This window comes from Alteromonas sp. 009811495, from assembly GCF_028865455.1.
Lineage (GTDB): Bacteria > Pseudomonadota > Gammaproteobacteria > Enterobacterales > Alteromonadaceae > Alteromonas.
Map to the genome: position 1 here is coordinate 3,191,242 of NZ_CP113972.1, position 21,708 is coordinate 3,212,949.

17 protein-coding genes and 1 other RNA gene are annotated in these 21,708 nt (G+C 45.4%); 10 read left to right on the top strand and 8 right to left on the bottom strand.

The features are described from left to right. Window positions 1-122: 122 nt before the first annotated feature. A complete protein-coding gene (locus OZ660_RS14515) occupies window positions 123-2,849 on the bottom strand; it encodes a TonB-dependent receptor (RefSeq protein ID WP_274741403.1) in 2,727 nt (908 codons plus the stop codon). Between the two features lie 219 nt (window positions 2,850-3,068). Here OZ660_RS14515 and OZ660_RS14520 point away from each other — a divergent pair, with 219 nt between their 5' ends. The 4 genes from OZ660_RS14520 (at window position 3,069) to OZ660_RS14535 (ending at window position 6,795) form a co-directional block, all read left to right on the top strand. After that, window positions 3,069-4,094: a LacI family DNA-binding transcriptional regulator gene (locus tag OZ660_RS14520; RefSeq protein ID WP_159626934.1), complete on the top strand. Its 1,026-nt coding sequence runs from the start codon at window positions 3,069-3,071 to the stop codon at window positions 4,092-4,094. Then, window positions 4,094-5,590 (top strand): tryptophan halogenase family protein, encoded by a 1,497-nt coding sequence (locus OZ660_RS14525; protein WP_274741404.1) that lies wholly within the window; start codon window positions 4,094-4,096, stop codon window positions 5,588-5,590. The genes OZ660_RS14520 and OZ660_RS14525 overlap by 1 nt, the downstream gene beginning before the upstream one ends. A 100-nt stretch (window positions 5,591-5,690) precedes the next feature. Continuing rightward, window positions 5,691-6,548 carry a LysR family transcriptional regulator gene (locus OZ660_RS14530; protein WP_202262210.1) on the top strand — a complete coding sequence of 286 codons (858 nt, stop codon included), beginning with the start codon at window positions 5,691-5,693 and terminating at the stop codon, window positions 6,546-6,548. Window positions 6,549-6,648: 100 nt separating this feature from the next. After that, on the top strand, window positions 6,649-6,795 hold the full coding sequence (locus OZ660_RS14535) for a hypothetical protein (RefSeq protein WP_202262211.1): 147 nt from the start codon (window positions 6,649-6,651) through the stop codon (window positions 6,793-6,795). Between the two features lie 87 nt (window positions 6,796-6,882). Here the strand turns inward: OZ660_RS14535 and OZ660_RS14540 are convergent, their stop codons facing one another. From OZ660_RS14540 to OZ660_RS14570, 7 genes are all read right to left on the bottom strand, one after another. Then, entirely contained in the window at window positions 6,883-8,172 is a 1,290-nt protein-coding gene (locus OZ660_RS14540; RefSeq protein ID WP_274741405.1) for a M24 family metallopeptidase, read from the bottom strand. A 72-nt stretch (window positions 8,173-8,244) separates the two neighbouring features. Further along, window positions 8,245-9,120, bottom strand: a complete 876-nt coding sequence (locus OZ660_RS14545; protein ID WP_202262213.1) for an EamA family transporter — start codon at window positions 9,118-9,120, stop codon at window positions 8,245-8,247. Continuing rightward, a complete protein-coding gene (locus OZ660_RS14550) occupies window positions 9,120-10,748 on the bottom strand; it encodes a M28 family metallopeptidase (RefSeq protein ID WP_274741406.1) in 1,629 nt (542 codons plus the stop codon). Before OZ660_RS14550 ends, OZ660_RS14545 begins: the two co-directional genes overlap by 1 nt. A gap of 92 nt (window positions 10,749-10,840) precedes the next feature. After that, the gene (locus OZ660_RS14555; RefSeq protein WP_274741407.1) at window positions 10,841-12,013 is read right to left on the bottom strand and encodes an FAD-dependent monooxygenase; all 1,173 of its coding nucleotides are present in this window, start codon (window positions 12,011-12,013) and stop codon (window positions 10,841-10,843) included. Window positions 12,014-12,031: 18 nt separating this feature from the next. After that, a complete protein-coding gene (gene ubiH, locus OZ660_RS14560; RefSeq protein ID WP_274741408.1) occupies window positions 12,032-13,324 on the bottom strand; it encodes a 2-octaprenyl-6-methoxyphenyl hydroxylase in 1,293 nt (430 codons plus the stop codon). An 89-nt stretch (window positions 13,325-13,413) separates the two neighbouring features. Then, window positions 13,414-14,724, bottom strand: a complete 1,311-nt coding sequence (pepP, locus tag OZ660_RS14565) for a Xaa-Pro aminopeptidase (protein WP_226432087.1) — start codon at window positions 14,722-14,724, stop codon at window positions 13,414-13,416. Window positions 14,725-14,775: 51 nt separating this feature from the next. After that, window positions 14,776-15,342 (bottom strand): UPF0149 family protein, encoded by a 567-nt coding sequence (locus OZ660_RS14570; protein ID WP_202262218.1) that lies wholly within the window; start codon window positions 15,340-15,342, stop codon window positions 14,776-14,778. A 597-nt stretch (window positions 15,343-15,939) separates the two neighbouring features. On the opposite strand from OZ660_RS14570, the gene ssrS reads away from it, so the two are divergent. The 6 genes from ssrS to OZ660_RS14600 all read left to right on the top strand — a co-directional run bounded on the left by ssrS (window position 15,940) and on the right by OZ660_RS14600 (window position 21,643). Beyond that, window positions 15,940-16,122: non-coding RNA, 6S RNA (gene ssrS / locus OZ660_RS14575), on the top strand. A 21-nt stretch (window positions 16,123-16,143) separates the two neighbouring features. Next, complete coding sequence (locus OZ660_RS14580) at window positions 16,144-17,040, top strand: ribokinase (protein ID WP_159626876.1); 897 nt, start codon at window positions 16,144-16,146, stop codon at window positions 17,038-17,040. A gap of 24 nt (window positions 17,041-17,064) precedes the next feature. Beyond that, window positions 17,065-18,006, top strand: coding sequence for a nucleoside hydrolase (locus tag OZ660_RS14585; RefSeq protein WP_226432089.1), 942 nt, complete (start codon window positions 17,065-17,067; stop codon window positions 18,004-18,006). 78 nt (window positions 18,007-18,084) lie between these two features. Continuing rightward, complete coding sequence (locus tag OZ660_RS14590) at window positions 18,085-19,710, top strand: ATP-binding protein (RefSeq protein ID WP_274741409.1); 1,626 nt, start codon at window positions 18,085-18,087, stop codon at window positions 19,708-19,710. 24 nt (window positions 19,711-19,734) lie between these two features. Continuing rightward, window positions 19,735-20,349, top strand: a complete 615-nt coding sequence (locus OZ660_RS14595) for a 5-formyltetrahydrofolate cyclo-ligase (RefSeq protein ID WP_274741410.1) — start codon at window positions 19,735-19,737, stop codon at window positions 20,347-20,349. Window positions 20,350-20,644: 295 nt separating this feature from the next. Continuing rightward, on the top strand, window positions 20,645-21,643 hold the full coding sequence (locus OZ660_RS14600; RefSeq protein ID WP_159626873.1) for a hypothetical protein: 999 nt from the start codon (window positions 20,645-20,647) through the stop codon (window positions 21,641-21,643). Window positions 21,644-21,708: the final 65 nt, after the last annotated feature.

The following is a 21,708-nucleotide window of genomic DNA, read 5'->3' on the forward strand; positions in this document are numbered from 1 at the left end:
TTTATGATATTTACTGTGCTGGTACTAAAACGCTGTGCGTTTAAAAACAAGGGTAGAGCTTGTGCCCTACCCTTTTGCAACGTAAAAATAGCGAACACACAAACTATTTTTACACCCCTGCCTTAAAATCGCATGCTTGCGCCGATGAAGAAACGACGACCGTTAGCGCTTTGCGTACCGCCTAGGCGTTTGCCATCGCTACTGCGAACGTAGTAGTTCTCCCAAATTTCATCGGTTAAGTTAAGTGCTTCTGCTTTAAGCGTGATGGTGTCAGTTACATTCCAGCTTAGCTGCGCGTCAAGCTGTGATTGCTCGTCGCGGTACTGATCGCCAATTTCGGCTTGTGCAATGAAGTACTCTGAACGGTAGTTATAGTTAAGGCGTGCGCTGTACACGTCTGTTTCATAAAACACACCAATGTTGAACGAGTCTTTTGACGTGTTCGGGAAGCTCACTAAGCGTGACGCAATCGTTGCCCCTACAATGTTACCGTCAGCATCAGTTACTGGTACCGCTTCATCTACTTTGGCATCGGCTACATCTGTATAAGTGTAGTTAGCATAGCCACCAAAACCGTTATCGAACACGTGTTGAATTTGCATTTCGATGCCGTCAATTGACGTAGAGCCACCGTTTTCTGGTGTTCTCAGCTGGTTAATTTGTTGACCGTCAATTTCACGCGATACGGTTTTAGTAAAGATGAAGTCGTTAATGTCTTTCTTAAATACGGTAATTGCCGCAACAGAAGACTCGCTGAAGTACCATTCGGCACCAACTTCAAACTGGTTTGCCGTCAGCGGGTTAAGCTGAGGGTTACCTGCCGAGCCAGAGCTTGTCTCAGGAGTTAAGTTAACCGCAGGTGCTAGCTGGAATGGAGCAGGACGTGTTAGCACACGAGACGCCGCCATACGTAGCAATACATCGTCAGTTAGGTCGTAAGACAAGTTAATGCTAGGTAGCCATTCGTTATAACCGCCATCAAAGGCAACCGCTTCGCCAGTATTTAGGTCAAAACCGTTTGAGGTAGAGTCAGTTTCCACATAGCGTAGACCCACATTACCTCTGAAGCCGTCACCGCTGAATTTCGCCATAACGTAAGCCGCAGTAATGTCTTCTTCAATTTCAAATGAAGACTCGTCTAGGAACTGGTCAGTACGACGGCACAGTGTCGTGGCATCGCCCGCACACTCCGCAACGCTGTATAGCGCGTTGTACATGCTGTCTTTGTCTGGGAAGAAGTAGCTTGCACCAACGCCATTAGTATTTGAGTGCGATACATTGATCATGTCGCCACTCCAAAATGCTGATGCTGGGCCAAGGCTGCCTTCACCCGTTGGTGCTAGGTTAGCCAAGTCTGTTCTATAGCGTGATTGCGAGAAGCTTCTGTCACGGCGTTTGATACCCGTCTTCACTTCGGTAACTGCGCCCCAATCGACACTGTGTTCGTAATCAAACTGAATATAGTTTTCTTTATCTTCTGTCGCGTTTAGCTGATCAAAGATGCCACCTAACCACATTTCGTCAGTCGGGTTCGCTAACCACGGGCTAGAGGTAGTAAAGTCGATGTATGGCGCATCACCACCTGGATTGTAAAAGTCGAATGCAACGCGCGGATCGCTTGCGTCTGCCCAAAACTCTGTAAAGAAGTCACGGTTTTCACCTTCACCTGTGGTTGTACCTAGTTGGAAGTGTAATTTGCCGTCGCCCATTAGGTAGTGACCTTCAACGTCGATGATTTCAGTCGACATTTCAGAGCCGTCGCGGAAGATATTGTCGTATGCCAACGTACGAGCCCATACTGGGCGCTGGTCAACACCCACTACATTAAGTGATTCAACCACGTTGTCTGCACTAACGGTACCTGTGTTAGTGTCGGTGCCCATGTAAGCGATACCGCGAAATGGAATACCAATAAGGTTAGAGTTTACGTTGTCTGCTTTTAACGTAGATGATAGATAGTGTACTGACATATCGAAGTCGTCAGTTGGTGCCCATTGTGCGGTAACATCAAAACCAACACGCTCACGATCTTGTTTAAATAAAGCTGACCCCATACCCCAAGGTAATGCACCTTTTCTGTCAGCACCGGCGGGCGCTTCAATAAGTGGGTCGATACGGGCAATACTTGGACCAAACCAACCAAAGTCTTCGTTAGTTTCACGCTCTACAGTACGTTCCTGATATGAACCCGAGAAAAGAATACCGAAGGTTTCATCCTCGTTCTTCCAGCTGTAAAGACCTGACAGTGTTGGGTCTAGTTGGTCGGCAATATCACCATACTGCCCTTCAACTGACACTTGACCTGAATGCGCATCTAAGTCGAATGGCTTACGTGTTTTAAGAATAACAGTACCACCTAGCGCACCTTCATCAATATCAGCTTGTGATGATTTGTATACTTCAAGACCCGCAATCATTTCTGATGCCAAAATCTCGAAGTTAAAGTTACGCGTTGCATCTGAAAGTACAAACCACTGCCCTGTACCTACCGCTTGACCATTTACCAAGGTCAAGTTTTGGTCTGGCTGAACACCACGAATCGTTACGCCCTGACCTTCACCAAAGTCGCGGTCAATAGTGATGCCCGGTACACGTGCTAGCGTTTCCGCTACGTTTTTGTCTGGGAACTTGCCAATGTCTTCTGCGGTGATCGCATCAACAATCGCGTTAGAGAAACGCTTAGCGTTGATGTTGGCCTTTTGGCTACCACGGATCCCTGTGACTTCAATGACTTCAGTTTCACCCGCTTCTTGCGCTACAGCAACAGGTACCGAAATACTTGTCAGTGCGCCCATAGCTATGGCGAGGCGAACACTTCTTGTTAGTTTGTTTTGTTGGTTTTTGGACATTGTATTAACCTTTTCTCAGCCAAAATGACAACGCTGTCATTTATTAAAATAATAAAATGACAGGCGTTGTTATAAGGTACAGTTTTTAGATGACAACGCTGTCATTGAATGTTAAGTTACATGACAGATTGTGAAGCTGCAAATATTTTTTTAACAAAAAGATAATATTTAGTTCTTAATTGTTGAAAATTAAACCAATTTTTTGAAGAGAGAATGAATTTGGCTGCTACCATCAAAAGTGTTGCCGAAATGGCGGGTGTCTCTATTAAGACCGTTTCCCGAGTTATAAACAAAGAGGGAACGGTAAAACCCGATACATTAAAGCGCGTAGAAGACGCCATAGCCGCATTAAAATACACACCAAACAAAGCGGCTCGCGACCTTGCAAGTAAAGGCGCGTCAGTGTTGGGTTACGTATACGACAACCCCAACGCTTACTACATCATCGATATGCAAAAAGGTATATTGGATGTATGCCGCAAGAATAACTTTGAGCTACTGATTCACCCTTGTGATGCAAGCTCAAGTAACATCGCCAAGGAATTAGTGGAAATGGTAGATACGGCGCAACTTGCCGGGCTTATCTTATCGCCACCACTGTCTGAAATGCCTGCGGTACTCAGCGAATTAGACGCTAATAACATAAGCTATGTACGCATTCTATCGGGAGATGGCACCTTAAGCTCTCACCTTCCTTACGTACTGGTAAACGACTTTAAAGCCGCCTACGACATTACGCGCCACCTGATCCAACAAGGTCATAAACACATCGCCTTTATTGCTGGTGAAGAAATTCACAAATCGACCACCGAGCGTTTAAATGGCTACAAGGCCGCACTTGAAGAAGCGGGCCTAGCGTTAGACGAGTCGTTAATTATTAAAGGTACGTACTCGTTTGAAACCGGAGTGAAAAGCGCAGAAACACTGCTTGGCATGTCTCCCCACCCTTCCGCTGTATTTGCGTGTAACGATGAGATTGCCGCGGGAACGCTTTTTGGTGCACGTATGAAAGGCGTGGATGTGCCAAACGACTTGGCCATTGCCGGATTCGAGAACAGCCCGTTCTCACGCCAAACATTTCCCCCACTCACCACCGCCTCGCAGCCAACTAACGAAATTGCGCAGCATGCGGCGGCGTCGCTGATTCAATTTTTACGCGCAAGAAAAACCAAATCAACGGCTGATAATTTAAATCATACGTTTGTACCCGAGCTAGTGGTTCGAGCGTCAACAGAGAAAGTCTGATGAAAGCCTTACCTCAAGATATTGTTATTGTTGGTGGCGGCACCGCCGGTTGGATGAGCGCGTGTTATCTAGCGCGTGCTATTGAATTAAACCAAGCCAATGCGAAGGCGCCTGCGCCGCAGATAACGCTTCTTGAGTCGGCCGATATCAGTACAGTGGGCGTAGGCGAAGGCTCTACACCCTATTTGCGTTTTTTCTTTGACTATTTGGGCGTAACTGAAAGTGCATGGATGCAACATTGTAATGCCACCTATAAAATGGGGATAAGCTTTGAAAAGTGGACATCAGCAGGCGATAGCTATTTTCACCCGTTTTTTTCCGCGCTAGATATGTCTACTGCCGATATGTATTTCAACGCAGTGAATAGAAGACGCCACGGACATGCCGAGGATGTGAACCCCTCACACTATTTTACCGCTGCCCATATGGTGAATGAAGGAATATCACCGCAAACCATTTCATCGTCTGCCAATCTAGATTATGCCTATCACTTTGATGCGGGTCTGTTAGGTGACTTTTTGAAAAAGTATGCCAAGCAAAAAGGGGTGAGTCATAAAATTGGAACGGTTCAAAGTGTGGCTACTACCGGGCAACGTATCAATCACATTGTGCTGAGCGATGGTGAAATACTTAACGCAGAGTTATTTGTAGACTGTTCTGGTTTTAGAGGGCTACTAGGTAAGCAAGCACTCGCTCGCCCCTTTTCAAGTTATGCCGACACGTTATTTAACGACGCCGCAGTGGCTATACCCAGCGCCGCACTTGCAAAGCCAACCAAAGCACTTCAAACCCGTTCCATTGCATTAAAGCACGGTTGGCAATGGCATATTCCTCTGACCAACCGTACGGGTAATGGCTATGTATATAGCAGCGCGTTTTGCACTGCCTCGCAGGCTGAGGATGAACTTCGACAACAGTTAACCCAACATGATTCAAGTGCTGTAATCCCGCAACAAGACGCTCGCCATTTAACCATGCAAGTAGGAAGGCTTAGCGAACACTGGCAAGGCAACTGCTTATGTATTGGATTGTCACAGGGCTTTATTGAACCGCTAGAGGCAACGGCCCTTCTGCTTGTGCAATATGCGTTACATCACTTTGTTGATTGCTGGCAAAGCGAAAGCGCACAACGCATATCGCATTACAATACCGAAATGAACCGCATGTTTGATGGTATTCGCGACTACATTGCAGCCCATTACTATTTGACCACCCGCACAGACACCCCGTATTGGAAAGCGTGCCAGTCTGAATTAGTTGTGCCAGACACCCTCGCCTATTTGCTAGAGGCATGGGATAAAGGTGCTGACTTCGAGCAGGCACTTAATGAAGTTGACAATAAGTTAGTGTACTTGCGTCCGTCGTGGTACTGCATTTTTGCCGGCATGCAGCGTTTTTCATCAATAACGAATGGCACGGCACGTACGCTAGATAACACGCAAGCGCTGAATATAATGGCGCAGTCTATTAATAACGCGAGAATCAGTGAGGGATAAAACGCTAAGCGTGCCCACATTTAAAAAGCGTAGCACTTTCACCGCCATACATTTACAAATATAATAAACACAAGCCCGTTCATTAATAAGTCTAATCAATATGAAGCAGCTTTCACTCGACACCTTACGCACTTTTGTCAGCGTTATTGAACTTGGTGGCTACGCCAAAGCGGGTGACTTTCTTGGCCGCTCTCAGCCTGCCATTAGTTTGCAAATAAAGAAGCTAGAAACTCAACTCGACAGAAAACTGTTTACCAAAGTTGGGCAGCGCCATGTGCCAAGCGCTGATGGCAATTGGTTGTACCCAAAAGCCAAAGAAATATTAGAACTTAATGACAATATTTTTCGCAGTCTTACGCCTGCGCCCTTAAGCGGCCGATTGCGATTAGGTATCCCTAATGAGTTTGCTTCAACATTACTGCCTGGATTAATTGGCGAGTTTTCAAAACGCTACCCAGATGTTTCCCTTGAAGTTACGTCTGCGTTAAGTCGGGATTTGCTTCATCCTAGTCAGCGCGATCATTTCGACCTTATTCTGGCGCTGGTAAACCCAGAAGAAGAGACCGAAGGCGAAGTGGTATTGGAAGATGATGTCGTGTGGGTAGGCGATAATGCCCACCCTTTGGTTGGAAACACTATTCCGCTGGTGCTCGCGCCTGATGGCTGTATGTACCGAAGTCGAGTAATTGAACAATTAAAGCAGCAAACCTTTGCGTGGAAAATCACCTACACCAATGCTGATTTAGGTGGCCTGGTAGCAGCTATACAGCAAGGCCTTGGCGTTACCGCCCTTGCCAAATCGAGTTTACCCGCTCATTTGACGCCACTTAACCACCCACACCTTCCAAAACTTGGTAAGGTTAATATCTGTTTATTTAACCAAGACACACAGCACCCAGTTATTAGTAAAACCCTTGCCGAGTTTTTTAAGGTTCGGTTAAAGAATAGCGCTGCCTAAAAGTTACAAACACGTAACTAAAGCAACAGATACTTTTTGTTATTCTATGCGTATTAAGTTTTGTAATTTATATTGAAAAAGCGTTCGTGGAGAGCAAAAGATGATTGTAACTGTAATCTTTACTGTTGCTGTGGTTCTTGCGTTAATGTACTTTTTCAAGGAAGAGAAAAAACGCATAGAGCGATTAAATAAACAACCTGTATTTATTCGTCAACACTACGACTCAGAACATCAAACGAAGTCGTAGTATTTAGATAGTAAAAAGGCAGCGGTCTAATAGTTAGATGCGCTGCCTTTTTGTTTGGGCGTTATTTTTAATAACCGGTAGGCTTTACTATGCCTTCAAACTAATCAGCTTACCCAGTGGCTTCGTTAAGGTTTGTGGTGGCTCAGTGAAATAACGTGGCCCGCTATCTGTCATATACAAGCAGTCTTCTAAGCGCACACCAAACTCCCCAGGTATGTACAACCCCGGTTCGTTGGAGAAACACATTCCTTTGTTAAGGGGTGTATTTTCGCCCCTGACGAAGTTAACACTCTCATGGCCTTCCATGCCAATGCCGTGGCCCGTTCTATGGCTTAGCCCCGGCAGCGCGTAGTCTTTGTCGTAGCCTTTGCTGGCGTAAAAACCGCGTACAGCATCGTCGACCTTACCCGCAGGTTCGCCCACTTTCGCTGCTGCAAACGCAACATTCTGCCCTTCGCGTACGGTGTTCCATACATCTTCAATTTTTTGCGAGGCTTTACCAAATACTAGAGTGCGGCTGATATCGCTTTGATAACCGTGCACACTGCATCCGCTATCTAGTAGCACCACTGAGCCTTCTTTGATTACCTGTTTTGCATTGGTTCCATGAGGGTACGCGCTGGCATCATTAAATAACGCCAAGCACCACGTATTGCTGCCGCCTAAACGTTGCTGAGCACTATTCATTAGTGCTTTCACGTCTTGCTGGCTCATGCCCTCCTGCAAGTTCTCAAATACAAACGCGTAGGCGCGCAATGTCACTTCATTCGCTTTATGCATTAAAGCTAGTTCAGACGAGGTTTTATACATTCTGCAGCCCAGTGTCACTGGCTCGGCAGGCACAATATTCATTGCAGGCATGGCTTTTGACATCCCGGTTACCACAAAGTAACGCACGCTGTTTTCAAAACCAATATTACCTGAGGTGATACCGCGCGACTTTAGTATGTCTGCAACAACATCAAAAGGACTCTCGTGTTCCTGCCAGACGCGTACATCGTCACCCACTTTTAGCGACTCCATTACACTTGGCTTTTCGAAAAAGGGAGTAACAACGGCAATGTCACCTTTTTGCGGAATAACAACAGCGGTAAGTCGCTCACTTCGCCACCATTGAACACCCGAGAAGTAGTCCATGGCCGCGCCAGGTTCAAGCAAAATAGCGGCAATATTGTGTTCCTTCATTAACGACTGCGCTTTGTCTATTCGAGCGCGGCGCTCTTCTACCGAGATTGGCGCACTATCGCCGATAATATTGCTTAAGGAATTGAAATCAGGTTGTGTTGTTGTATCTACATTACTTGTACGTGCCATTGCAGCCATCGGCATTAACGCCGTCGCGGCCCCTGCAAGCTTTAAAAAGTGTCGTTTATCCATCCCACCATTCCCTCTATTTTGTTTTATCTTTTCTTGTTTCTGTCGTAATGCTGTAGCATCTTTACGTTTGCTCTACGCCCACATTACCATAATAGCTGCGACGCCAATCAACAGAAGCCCTGCAACTTCTCTTCTTGTTACTGCATTTTTCAACCAAAAATGTGACAGTAGAAGCGTAAGCAATACTTCAAGCTGCCCTAACGTTTTCACTAATGCAACATGCTGAAGTGCCATAGCAGTAAACCAACATATCGACCCCAAACAGCTTACCGTGCTGATTGCGAGCACCGACGTTTTAGCCTGCCATAGCTGTTTAAAGACAAAGGGTTTTCTTGAACTTATAAATGCACTTAAGCTTAGCGCTTGAATGCACAAAACCCACAGCAATACCCAAGCTGCCGCGTGTACAAAAGGCATGTCGAGCATGTGACTGGCCTCGCGAACCAATAATGACGTTAACGCAAAGCAGGTGCCGCACAATAAGCCAATAAACATAGTTTTGGTGCTTATTCCTTTAAGCCCTTTGCCACTGCTTAATACAAAAACAGCAACACCACCGATGACAATACCCGCCCATCCCAACAAGGTTAAATAGCTGCCAAAAAACAACATGCCAACCACGCCCGCAACCAAAGCTTCGCTTTTCGCAAGGCCTGCCCCAATGGCGAAGTTCTTTTGTTTAAACAGCACCACCATTAATGACGTGGCGGCTATTTGGAACAATGATGCGCAAAGCACAACACCTAAAAACGAGATTGAAAAGTGGGGTAGCGGCTGAGGTGAAGAAGTGTTTAGTAAAAACAAATAACCCAGCGCAATGGGAGGCGCCAACAAAAAGCGAGATAGCGTGACGCCTGACGTATTTACATGGCTGCTGATCTTGCTTTGCAGGGCGTTGCGCACCGTTTGTAGAACAACGGCGCCCAATGTAAACCACACCCATGCCATCACTTCACCGCTGTCGTTACACGCTTAGCTTGCTTTAAGGCCTTTTCACGCTTGGCTTTAAAGTCCGATTCACGTTTCCAGTATGGCCACTCATTGCTGTTGGCATACTTAATCATCATTGAGCTTATTAGGGCCATGTCTTGTGCTACACCACCGAGAGTCCAGGTGGGTAAGTAATCGTCATCCGCTTTGTGATAACGCTTTGCGATAAAGCTAGGGTCGGTGTCACCTAAGCTCATGAACAGTATCGACGGCACACCTTGCTTGGCAAGCGCGAAATGATCAGAGCGAAAAAACAGTCCGTTTTGTGGTCGCGGATCCATTTTCACTTTACGGCCTTGTAACTGTGCGGTCTGTGCAAGGTCGTCTTCTATCGATAAATACCCTTCTCCATATTGAAGGATGTAATCGACCTCATCGTTTACGTTCATTCCATCAATATTTAAAAACGCGACCATATTGGCAGTATCAATAGGTGGATTATTCGCAAAGTAATCAGCACCTAATAACCCTGTCTCTTCGGCTGTAAACGCGCTAAACATTAAAGTGCGTTTTGTGCCTTCTTGCTTAGATTTTTCAACAAAGCTTTGCGCTAAAGTAAGAACACCTGCTACCCCAGATGCATTATCCACTGCACCATTGTAAATGGTGGTTGTGCCATTCTTCTCTACTTTGCCTAAATGATCCCAATGGGCGTGCAACATTACCCACTCATCAGATGCTTCATTACCCGGTAAAATACCAGCAACGTTTTGTGACTCAGCGTGGGCTATTTGGTTGTCAAAGCTTAAAGTGGCTTTGGTATTAAGTGGTATTGCTGTGAAACCAGGCTTTGACGCTTTGGCTTTTAACTCAGAATAACTAAGGCCTGCGCTTTCAAATAGCGCACGAGCCGCGTTCAAATGTAACCACCCCATAACGCCAACTTGCGAAGCGTTGTTGTTGTCATCAACAAGGGCAAATTTGGTATTCGAATTAGAGTTTTCTACCACTCCCCAACCGTAACCAGCAGGCATGGTTTCATGTACAATGAAAACTGCCTCTGCGCCTTGCCTTGCCGCCTCTTCATATTTGTATGTCCAACGTCCGTAGTACGTCATGGCATTACCTTGGAACAAAGCAGGATCTTTAGAGGCAAAACCAGGATCGTTCACCAACATAACCACCGTTTTGCCTTTTACATCAAGACCCGCATAATCATTCCAGTTGTATTCTGGTGCATAAATGCCATAGCCAACAAATATCACATCGCTGTTGTTTAGTGCATAGCTATCTGCAATGCGCTGAGTACGCGCTGTAAACTCAGTGCCCGCACTAAATTCCAAATTGCCCATTTTAAGGGAAGACATGTGTGTAGGTGTTATTTTAGCGAGGGGCACCGCTTGCGTATAGCTATCGCCAAAAGCAGGCTTAAGGCCAAGTTGTTCAAAGGTTTTTGTTAAATAAGCTACCGTTTTTTCTTCACCTTTTGACAAGGGGCCGCGACCTTCAAATTCATCGCTGGCTAACGTTTTTGCATGGGTGCGGTACGTCTCTAAATCAATATTAAGTTCATTAGCATTGGCGCTTGAGACAAGTGCTGTAGCAACAGTAAGTAAGAATATGCGAAGGTTAGCTTTGAGTAACATGATGCTCGTACAAAAAAGAAAAGGATACCGCAGGGTATCCTTTACTTATTGCTATCTCAATGCCAAAAACGTTCAATAAACTATTGTTATAGTTACAATCCCATCGCATGACTGACAAAGGCATTTTTAACCGTGTCTAATTTGTTTGTGACAGAAAGCCCCACACCCCGAATAAGTTTCTTAAGTGGGTCGTCGCCATCAAATAAGAACTTAAAGCCATCCATTGCCGCTATCATTTTCATAGCCTCTGTCTTGCGGCTACGTTCGTAGGGGCGAAGGTGTTTGTGAAGACCAATGTCTTTTCCTTCTGCGGCTAAACTAATAAGTAGTTCAGCTAATGCTAAGGCGTCTTGCATCCCTAAATTAGCCCCCTGCCCCGCCAATGGATGAATGGTATGTGCCGCATCGCCAACTAACACTACTCCGTCTTTTGCCCAGTCTCGGGCGTATCGCATAGTTAACGGAAACGCTGCGCGTTGCGTCTCAAGAGATACGGTTCCTAATACAGTGTTGCTGGCTGCACTTAATGCATGACAAAACCCGTCATCACTTAAGGCCAATAAAGACGATGCTGCATCTGGGCTTTGTGACCAAACAATAGAACAAACGTGCGGGTCTGACATAGGTAACAACGCCAGCGGCCCCGTTGGCGTAAAGGCTTGCCGCGCCACATGGTTATGTGGCTCTTGCGTGCGAATATTCGCAACAATAGCGGTATGCTCATAATCTTTAAAGGTAATGGGCAAGCCTGCTTGTTTGCGCACAAATGAATTCGCGCCATCAGCGCCAACCAGTAAGCGGCAGCTCAATGCATCATTGTTATCCAACATCAACATAGTTTGATTTGGGCCCGTGAGAATTCTTTCAATACCCGTTGTTAGCATTTGAACATTAGATTGCTGTGCCACGGCTTCTGAAAGCCCGTTAACTAGCGCTTGGTTTTCCATAATAACACCCAGCGCTTCGCTGCCCATTTCATCGCAAGAAAAGCGAATGTCACCAAAGCTGTCTTTGTCCCACACATGCATGTCAGTGTAAGCACTCGCACGATCCTGCTGAACGTAAGGCCACACACCAGTGCGCTTAAGTGCAGAAATGTTGGCTTGATTAATCGCACTTACCCTCGCACTGGGTTTGTCATCTAATGGCTGAAAACACGCTGCCTTGTCGATCACCGCAACCTGTAGTTCGCAATTTTTAAGTGCTGCGGCCAGTGTTAGGCCAACAATACCACCGCCAACAATGGCAATATCAACATGCTGCATGATTTTCTTTACTCTCTTTTAACGCTGCGCGTCTACGTTGTTGTTTGTACCACTGATTTTATTTTTGTAATGGCCATACCCTGTGGTTTGCCTCACAAATGCGTTTTTGGTATTGGGCAAAACACCAAGTGTTAACAATGCCATGTTTCGCCCCACTACCAAAGGAACATGGTGGTTTGAAAACGTGCGCACTAAGGTATCGGTTAATAATACGGTGGCGTCTCTGTCGGTGGTTCTCGACTTGGCATATGCATGGGTTATTGCAAACGCGCCGGCGTCAAATTCTGACGTTTCGCTTTTTGTTGATGACGCTTTCAACACCTCTATTAGCGCAACAATGTCGCGTAAACCTAGGTTAAATCCCTGACCTGCTATTGGGTGCAACGCTTGCGCCGCGTTGCCGACGACCACTGTGCGATGTGTTGAAACGTTATCTGCTTTAACTAGCGCTAGCGGATAGCACGACCTTTGGCTGACACGCAATATGCGACCTTGGCGATAGCCAAACGCCGATTGCAATGCATCAATAAAGTCAGTGTCATCCATTGCCATTAGATTATTGGCGTTTTCAGTATCTACCGTCCACACCACGGAAAACCCATTGCCAGAGGCTTTCGTTTGATTAATTTCACTGTCAAAAGGTAAGAAAGCAAGCGGGCCTGACTCGGTAAATCGCTCATATGCCTTATGGTTATGTGGCATTTGTGTATGCACATTAAACACGATAGCGGTTTGCTGATAGTCTGTGACAGTTTTTGAAATACCTACTTGTTGTGAAAGTGTGGAACGACCACCATCGGCAAGCACCAATAGCTTAGTGTGAATCACATCGCCATTGTCTAGCGTCACTTGGGTAAAGGCTTGATGTCGCTCAACTGTTGTCACCTTCGCCGGGGCAATGGTGTTATAGCTACTGCCCGCCTCTGCGGCAAGATGCGTTAGCGCACTTAACGAAACCACTTGCCCGAATGCGTCAATATTGAATGTGTCACAGCTGAGGTCGACAAGGCCAATATGCCCTTTGTCAGTGACCTCTATATGTTTTATGTCTGGTGGAACCTGCCCATGAAGCGCTTTCGCAAGACGGTCGACTTCAATACCTAATTGGGCCAGTTCGTTGACAGTACGCCTTGCCAGTGCAATAACGCGTGTATCGGTAAACGGGTTAAATGTACTGCTTGCGCTGCTATTTATTGTGGGATGAGATGCGTCGATTAATGTAACCTGCAAACCGGCTTGCTCGGCGATACCTTTTGCCAAAACGGTACCCACAATACCGCCTCCTACAATTACCACATCTACCGATTTCACCCGTTGATACTCTCTTTACATTCACTTGGTTGTCACGCACTGCAACTAATATGAGCAGTGCGTTTAAAAGTCACTTACCACCACACCGCTTATTTTTTCATAAGGGCTTCTATTTCATCTATTGCTTTTGGAACATCAGCGGTGAGTATTTCAACACCAGAGGCTGTGATCACTACATCGTCTTCAATGCGGATCCCTATTCCTTTATATTGGGCGGGTACATCGCTGTCTTCGCTTATATAAATACCTGGTTCAACGGTAATGACCATACCAGGTTTAAGGGGCCTGTCTTCACCATCAATTTTATAGTTGCCCACATCATGTACATCTAGCCCAATGAAATGCCCTAAGCCATGCATGTAATACTGACGCCACGTTTCCTCTTCAAGGTTTTGTGCCACACTTCCCTCGAAAATACCTAAGGCAACCAAACCCTCGGTAATCACCTCTACGCTGTGCTGCATGGCATCAGATAACGTCATGCCGGGCCCTAGCATATCTAATACACTTTGCTGCGCCTTAAGCACCACATTGTAAATGTCTCGTTGAGCTTGGGAAAAAACGCCGTTTGCTGGAAACGTTCGCGTAATGTCTGAAGCGTACCCTTGATATTCGGCCCCTGCATCGATCAAGATCAAGTCGCCATCATTAACTTGGGCATTATTTTGTGTGTAATGCAAAATACAGGCATTTTTGCCGCTGCCTACAATGGTGCTATATGCAGGTGAACGCGCCCCTGCCATGGCAAATTCATGATGAATTTCAGCTTCGAGTTGGTACTCATAGCACCCTGGTGCAGCGAACTGCATTGCTCGCTTGTGGGCGCGAGCAGTAATTTCTCCAGCGGCTTTCATCATTGCCACTTCACACGCCGATTTAAACAAACGCATTTCGTGCAAAATAGGCCGAGGGTCGTGAATAGTTAAAGGCGCAAGTGACTCTTTAGGTGCATCGCGAAGCGTGTTCATGGCCTCACTGAAAAGTTTGTCATAGGCACTGCTTTGCCCCAGAGCAAAGTACACATTTTGTTGACCTTGCATTGACTCAAGCAGGGCCTCTTCAAGCTCTTGTAACTCAAATGCTTCATCTAAACTGAACCGAGAAAGTGCAGCTTCAGCACCTAAGCGTTTGCCGTGCCAAATCTCAGCATGCTTGTCTTTTGCTTGCACCACCATAGCTCGATAACGTTCGCCATATCGAGGATGGTTCGACAAAATAAGCCACGCATTAGGCTCTTCAAATCCAGTCAAATACCAGAAATCACTGTTTTGCCTGAAGAGGTATTCTGTGTCACGACTACGTGTGACCATAGTGGCTGCTGGTACTATGCAGACACTATTTGGTTGACACTGCGCCAACAACCGGTCTTGGCGAGCAATGAACTCTTGCGCACTAATCATAAACCCTAGTCCCTAGATCGTATATGTGAAGCCTTTTAGCCACGCTAATGGTTAATGCACCGATGGTGAATCTTGCTGATCGTCTAATAGTGACTGCCCGAGTTCGCTGTAGCACAAAATAGCAGAAATCTTTACGTACTCGACCACTTCAAACAGCGCTTTTTCAGACTCCTCATCGGCGTCCATAGGTTCTTCCATGCGCGCAATATCAGCAAAGTCTTCTAATGCTTCTTTCACATCATCAGAGCACTGCATTAAATCTTGCTGGTGTAAGCCAAAGCCCAGCATAAAACCTTGCACCCAATTGATTAATGCTGCACCTCTATCATTGATAGGAGCTTGATCGTCTGGAAGCAGAAGGCTAAGCGCAAATTCTGGCTCAAGTAGTTGCTGGCATGTTTGATTGAAAAGGGCGGTGAGTAAGTGTGATGCCTGATCAGAAAACGCATCACCTTGATTGATAGTTTCGCTAAGTGCCTCTAGCCACTTTTGGTCAGTTAAAGACATACCGCCACATAGCATGCCACACAAAATACCATGCACTTCTGCACCATCAACTATAATGCCGTGTTGTGATAACTTGTTGCTTACACTGTCGTAATCGAGCTGTTTTTCCACAAAGAAATCTCTTTTTGTAATTCGATGTTGAGAATACGTCGCTGCACACAAAAATAAATATCTTCAAATGCGCGCAGCCTGACTCTCGTTTGTGGTACTAATACTAGCAAAATTCAATATGTAAAACCTAGTTTTGCAACTATTTGGTTGTGCGGCGGACTCAATACGTACACAGAACAAACAGTTTGAGCCTCGAAAAATTCACTACGTTGATAACGTTGGTTACTCACTAAGCGAACGAACCCACAATTTCGCTTTTTGGCACTTCTTCACTGGCAACATACTAGTTATTCATCTAAGATCTCAGACGAGTTCGACGCTAGGTAATATGTATTTTCCACTATTAAAGGTGTCTTGAAACTCAACAAGGATAAGGAATTCCACTCTCAACGGGTAATAATCATTATTTGGGCGTAGGCTTGAATATTGAGCTTATCAAATATGCGTGTATAATTGCTGACCAACTGGTCAAGAAAATGAAAGTTTCTTTTCAACAGTAATAATCAACAACGCAAAAATAAGTAGTAGGCTTGTTAAGTGATCCGCTTCACTGAACAACTCGTTTGATATACCCTGTTGCGTTTAATACAACAACAATGTTTCCTGGGATGTTTGCTAGTTCATTCATGTCCCTGGCCGATGCTTTAAACCAAGGAAGTTGAAACGATTGCTATTGTGCAGGCTCGACTTGTATCGAGAAGCCTACGGCAGTTGTGATGCTTCCGCCCTGAACTTTTCGGTTCACGGGCGAAACATGGACAGCGGCATTCTGGGAAGCGCCCTCTTTCGACGGAAGAAGAAATGGCAATTATAAATTTTGGCTCTATCAATATCGACCACGTCTATCAGGTAGAACACTTCGTGCAACCTGGTGAAACGCTGGCCTCTACCCACTACCAAACACTGTTAGGTGGTAAGGGTGCAAACCAATCTATCGCGTTAGCACAAGCCGGTGCTGACGTACGCCACGTGGGCAGCATTCACGAAAACGACGCAGCATTCAAACAAGCGCTAATTAAAAAAGGTGTTGATTGTCGCGGTGTTAAATGCTCTGAAACGCCTTCTGGACACGCAATAATTCAAGTGACTCCAAGCGGCGAAAACGCCATTGTACTTTTCGGCGGTGCCAACCAAACCATTACTGCCAAAACAGTAATGCAAGCACTTGATGATGCGAAGCCATCTGATTGGGTGCTGACGCAAAACGAAACCAGTAGCATTGAAGAAGTGCTTCGCCAAGCGAAAGAGAAACACTTAAAAGTTGCTTTCAACCCTGCTCCAATGAGTGATTCGGTAAAACAACTTCCTCTTGAGTGTGTTGATTTGCTGATTGTCAATGAAACTGAAGCAGCCGCAATTACTGAAAAAGAATCCCTTGAAGATATTGTGTCTGTGTTTAAGTCACAATGGTCACACTGTGAAGTCATTATTACATTAGGTAAAGCTGGTGTAATGATGCTGCGCAAAAACGAAGATGTTGAAGTAAAAGCATTCTCTGTTGATGCGGTAGACACAACAGCGGCTGGCGATACCTTTATTGGGTATTTCTTATCAGCATACAGCAACCATACCGATGCCAAGCAAGCACTTCGTCGTGGATGTGCCGCTTCAGCTATCGCGGTAACCCGCGAAGGTGCAGCACAGAGTATCCCTACGCAAAAAGAAGTAGATCGTTTCTTGGCGAAACACGCTAACTAGCAACACGCATTTGAGAATGAATTGATGGCACATAAAATCATTTTAGATACAGATCCGGGTATTGATGATGCAATGGCGATTTTTTTCGCTTTTCAATCTCCAGATATTGAAGTTCTTGGTTTAACGACCGTTTTCGGTAACGTTCCTGTTGATATGGCAGCACAAAACGCGCTGACCCTTTGCGAGTTGGCGGGGAAAGATATTCCCGTAACTAAAGGGGTTGGCATGCCATGGGTAGGCCCAGAATCAACCTACGCACACTTTGTACATGGCGACTATGGTTTCGGTCACATTAAGCCTGATGCACCAAAAACTGAACTAGATCCACGCAGCTCTGCGCAATTTATTGTGGACATGGCACGTAAATACCCGGGTGAAATCACCATAGTAGCTATTGGTCCACTAGGCAACTTGGCGTTAGCACTACGCCTAGAGCCTGAACTGCCAAAGCTGGTTAAAGGTGTAAGCATTATGGGCGGCGCAGCCTTTGTTCGAGGCAACGTTACACCTGTTGCTGAAGCGAATATCTGGAACGACGCAAACGCCGCGGAAATTGTGTTTGCTGCCGATTGGGATTTGACCATGTTTGGTCTAGACGTGACTAACGATGTTCCATTTGCGCCAACGTTCGTAGACGTACTTGCAGAAAAGAACCCAACCCTAGGTAGCTTCGTTCAAGAAAGTGCGCAGTTCTACATGGACTTTTACTCGCAAAACCGTGAAGACCGCGTATGTTTCTTCCACGATGCGTTCCCTATCGCGCATCTGCGTAACCCTGAGCTATTTGAGCTTACTGAAGGCCATGTTCGCGTTGGTACAGGTACGCTTGATCGAGGCCAAACGGTTGTAGCGCCTAAAGGCACAACACCAAGCCCATTGTGGAATGAAGCGAACACCATTAAGGTGGCGACTAAGGTCGACCACGCGAAACTTGAACAATTCTTTATAGATACTTACGCACTTTAAACTCAGTGTGATAATGTTAAAGGGAGCTGTTGGATCAGCTCCCTTTTTTATTGTCTTCAAGGTTGAATAAAGAACGTCATGATATCTGCGCCTATCCCTGAAAATGAAAACGAGCGACTAGCCGAACTATTGAGTTACGACGTACTCGATACCGAGGCTGAGCAGCTATTCGACGATCTAACGGCATTGGCATCGCAAATTTGCGAAACACCAATTGCACTCATTAGTCTTGTCGATCCCAATAGGCAGTGGTTCAAATCAAGAGTAGGTCTTGATGCACAAGAAACGTCACGTGAGATAGCGTTTTGCTCTCACGCCATTTTACAAAGGGAAATATTTGAAGTTCCCGATGCTACACAAGATCCACGCTTTCACGACAACCCACTGGTAACCGGCGCGCCCGACATTCGGTTTTATGCTGGCGCTCCCTTAGTCACGCCGTCAGGTCATGCTATCGGCACCCTATGCGCTATTGACCAAAAGCCGCGAGAACTCAGCGATGAACAGCGCGCATCGTTGCTTACCTTAAGTAAGTCAGTGGTGGCCCATCTTGAACTTAAACGTAAAAATCGAGAGCTGGAACGCACTAGTCAATTTAAATCAGATTTTCTGTCTTATGTAAGTCACGAGATTCGAACGCCGCTTAATGCCATAAACACGTTTAGTCATTTGCTTGAAGTCGAAGCCAAAAAGCTAGAATTACCCACAAGTTTTAGCGGCCCGCTTTCTCATGTCACCAAAAGCGGTGAACGCTTGCTTGAAATTGTTAACTCGGTACTGGACATTAAGCAAATAGAAGCAGGAAAAATGCGTGTAATGCCAAGAGCGGTAAACACCAAAGATTTTTTCACCCATTTGTTTTCGCTTACCACTATTCGTGCACAAGACAGTAATATCACATTTACCACTAACATTGATAAGTCGGTTCCAGATTCACTTTTCTTTGACGATACCAAACTTGGCCAAGTTGCCCTTAACATATTGTCAAACGCCATAAAATATACGCCCAAAGATAAAGCGGTTAAGGCACAGGTTAAGTACAAAAATAGTCGTCTTATATTCACTGTTTCCGACCAAGGTATTGGTATGAGTGAAGAAGACCAAGAGCGACTTTTTACTGCGTATGAACGAATGGATAATGCCTATCAAATTAAAGGCACAGGGCTTGGATTAAATATTTCAAAGCGCCTCATTGAATTGATGGATGGCAGTATCAAAGTAAGCAGTAAACTCAATGAAGGCACTAGAGTAAGTATTACGCTTCCAGCTGATGAAATTAGCGCGAATCAGTTTGTTGAGGACCAGCCTCAAAGCTTTGTGGCGCAAGCCATGTTCGATAAAACGGTTAATGTACTTGTGGTAGAAGATCACGAAATAAACCAAATTGTTATCGAGACTTTGTTCGAAAAACTTGGAACCCCCGTTGCCTTGGTAAGTACTGGCGAAGAAGGTGTGGAATATGTCAAATCCAATCCTGTTGATCTCGTGCTTATGGATTTGAATCTACCCGGTATTCAAGGTGATGAAGCCACCGCCCAAATTAAAGCGATAAAGCCGGAACTGCCTGTTGTAGCACTTACCGCAGATGTAATCACAGAAGCCGATGCTTTGCATAAGAAAGGGCTAGATGCAGTCCTGACTAAGCCAATAGACAGCAAAGAACTGGTAAGCATGCTAAATACCTTTCTTTGTCAAAATCAATAACCGTGGTTTGAGTTAAAAACATCAATGGTTGATTCTGTACAGCTTACCGATATGAACGCACGGGCAGCGTTAAGGAAAACGCTTCGCACCGCAAGAAAGGCCATAGCAACTGATGCACAAAGGCGTGCGGCGAACGCTATGGTTTCACAATTATCGCTTCTTTTTCCTCATGACCAACACTGCAACGTTGCTGTGTATCTTCAAAACGATGGCGAAGTTGATTTACAAGCGTTTGTCAGTCATTGCTGGAGAGAGCTTCCCAATATCACGTTTTGTTTGCCCGTTTTGCACCCTGTATGCAAAGGACACCTGCTGTTTTTGCGTTACAGTGCGCAAACCAAAATGATTGAAAATAAGTATCGTATTAAAGAGCCCCAACTCGCTTGCTACGACGTAATACCTGCAAAAAACATTAATTTCATTTTGATGCCACTTGTTGGATTTGACACTGCGGGCAATCGGCTGGGTATGGGTGGCGGCTACTATGATAGAACCCTCGCTTTTACACAATTGGCAAACACAAAACCAACACTTATTGGTGTAGCTCACGATATCCAAGAAGTTTCAGCACTGCCTATCGCCCCTTGGGATATTCCGCTAGATGCAATTGTAACGCCTACAAGAATACTTCATTTTTAAGGTACTCCCTCACTAGATTCATTGTACTAGCACTCTCGTACATGACGTTTAACAACAGCCGGCCGCTCAGTTTTTAGCGTTCTGGTTCTTATGCAAGCGAATTAGTGCTTGCTGAATGATATGGTCAGGTTGGCTATCTATTCGTCAGTTATGTCATTTCTTTGTGGTCAATTTAAAAAAAACGCAACCAAAATACCAGTATAATATTGATTTATATCAACTTTTTACCTTGGCGTTTAAATTGCTTTAATGGTTAATGACAATACCATCCGCATAGAAGAATAAGGAACAGGATATGTATACAGACGAAGACCTCACACTGGCGGTAAAGCAGAACATATTTAGTCAAACGGATGTAACGCAGTTTCGACAGTTCATCAACAACACCCGCAATAGCCATGCTGTTGATGAAGAAAACTTCCGCTTGATAAATGGTTTTAACGATATATTTGTCGTGATAGCCAGTGCACTTTTACTTGCGTCGCTCGCTTGGTTAGGATTTGCGGTAACACCTCCTCTTGGTGGTATCGCTCTGGCTGTTGGCTCTTGGATACTTGCCGAATACTTCGTGAATAAACGTCGTATGGCACTACCGGCAATTGCATTACTGCTGTCATTCCTACTTGGGTTGTTTGCCATTCCTATTCTATTTCGACCTGAAGTTAAAGAAATTGCGTTCATAGGCTCAGGGTTATTAACTACCTTTGGTGCAATAGCTCATTGGATGCGTTTTAGAGTACCCATTACCGTAGCGGCTGGAGCGGCAACACTAACGGCTGGTATTGTTGCTACCGTTGTTTATATGTTCCCAGCAACATTGCTATACATTAACCACTTCATTTTGGCGTTTGGATTAGTGATCTTCGGCCTAGCTATGTATTGGGACAGCAAAGACACAGCAAGACAAACTCGCGCTTCAGACGTTGCATTTTGGCTGCACCTTATTTCGGCGCCAATGATTGTACACCCTATTTTTCAAAGTCTAGGCGTGCTTGAAGGTAGCGGCGACCTGTTTATCTCGCTTATTGTTTTGGCTTTGTACGTGCTTCTTGCCATCATATCTATTGCCGTTGACCGTCGTGCCATTATGGTTTCGGCCCTGACCTATGTGGTTTACACCTTCTCAGCACTTATGGAAGACTTTGGCATGGTGTCTTCAAGCTTTGCTATCACAGGTCTGTGCATTGGTACTTCACTGCTTCTGCTTTCAGCATATTGGCATAGCTGCCGTCGCTGGGTATTAAAGCTAGTGCCTCAACAAATGCAATTAAGACTGCCAGAAGCTAAGGCGTAAGCACAAGGGCATATTGACCTTTCCCCCAACGCAGCAAAACTTCTTTTGCTGCGTTTTTCATTTTT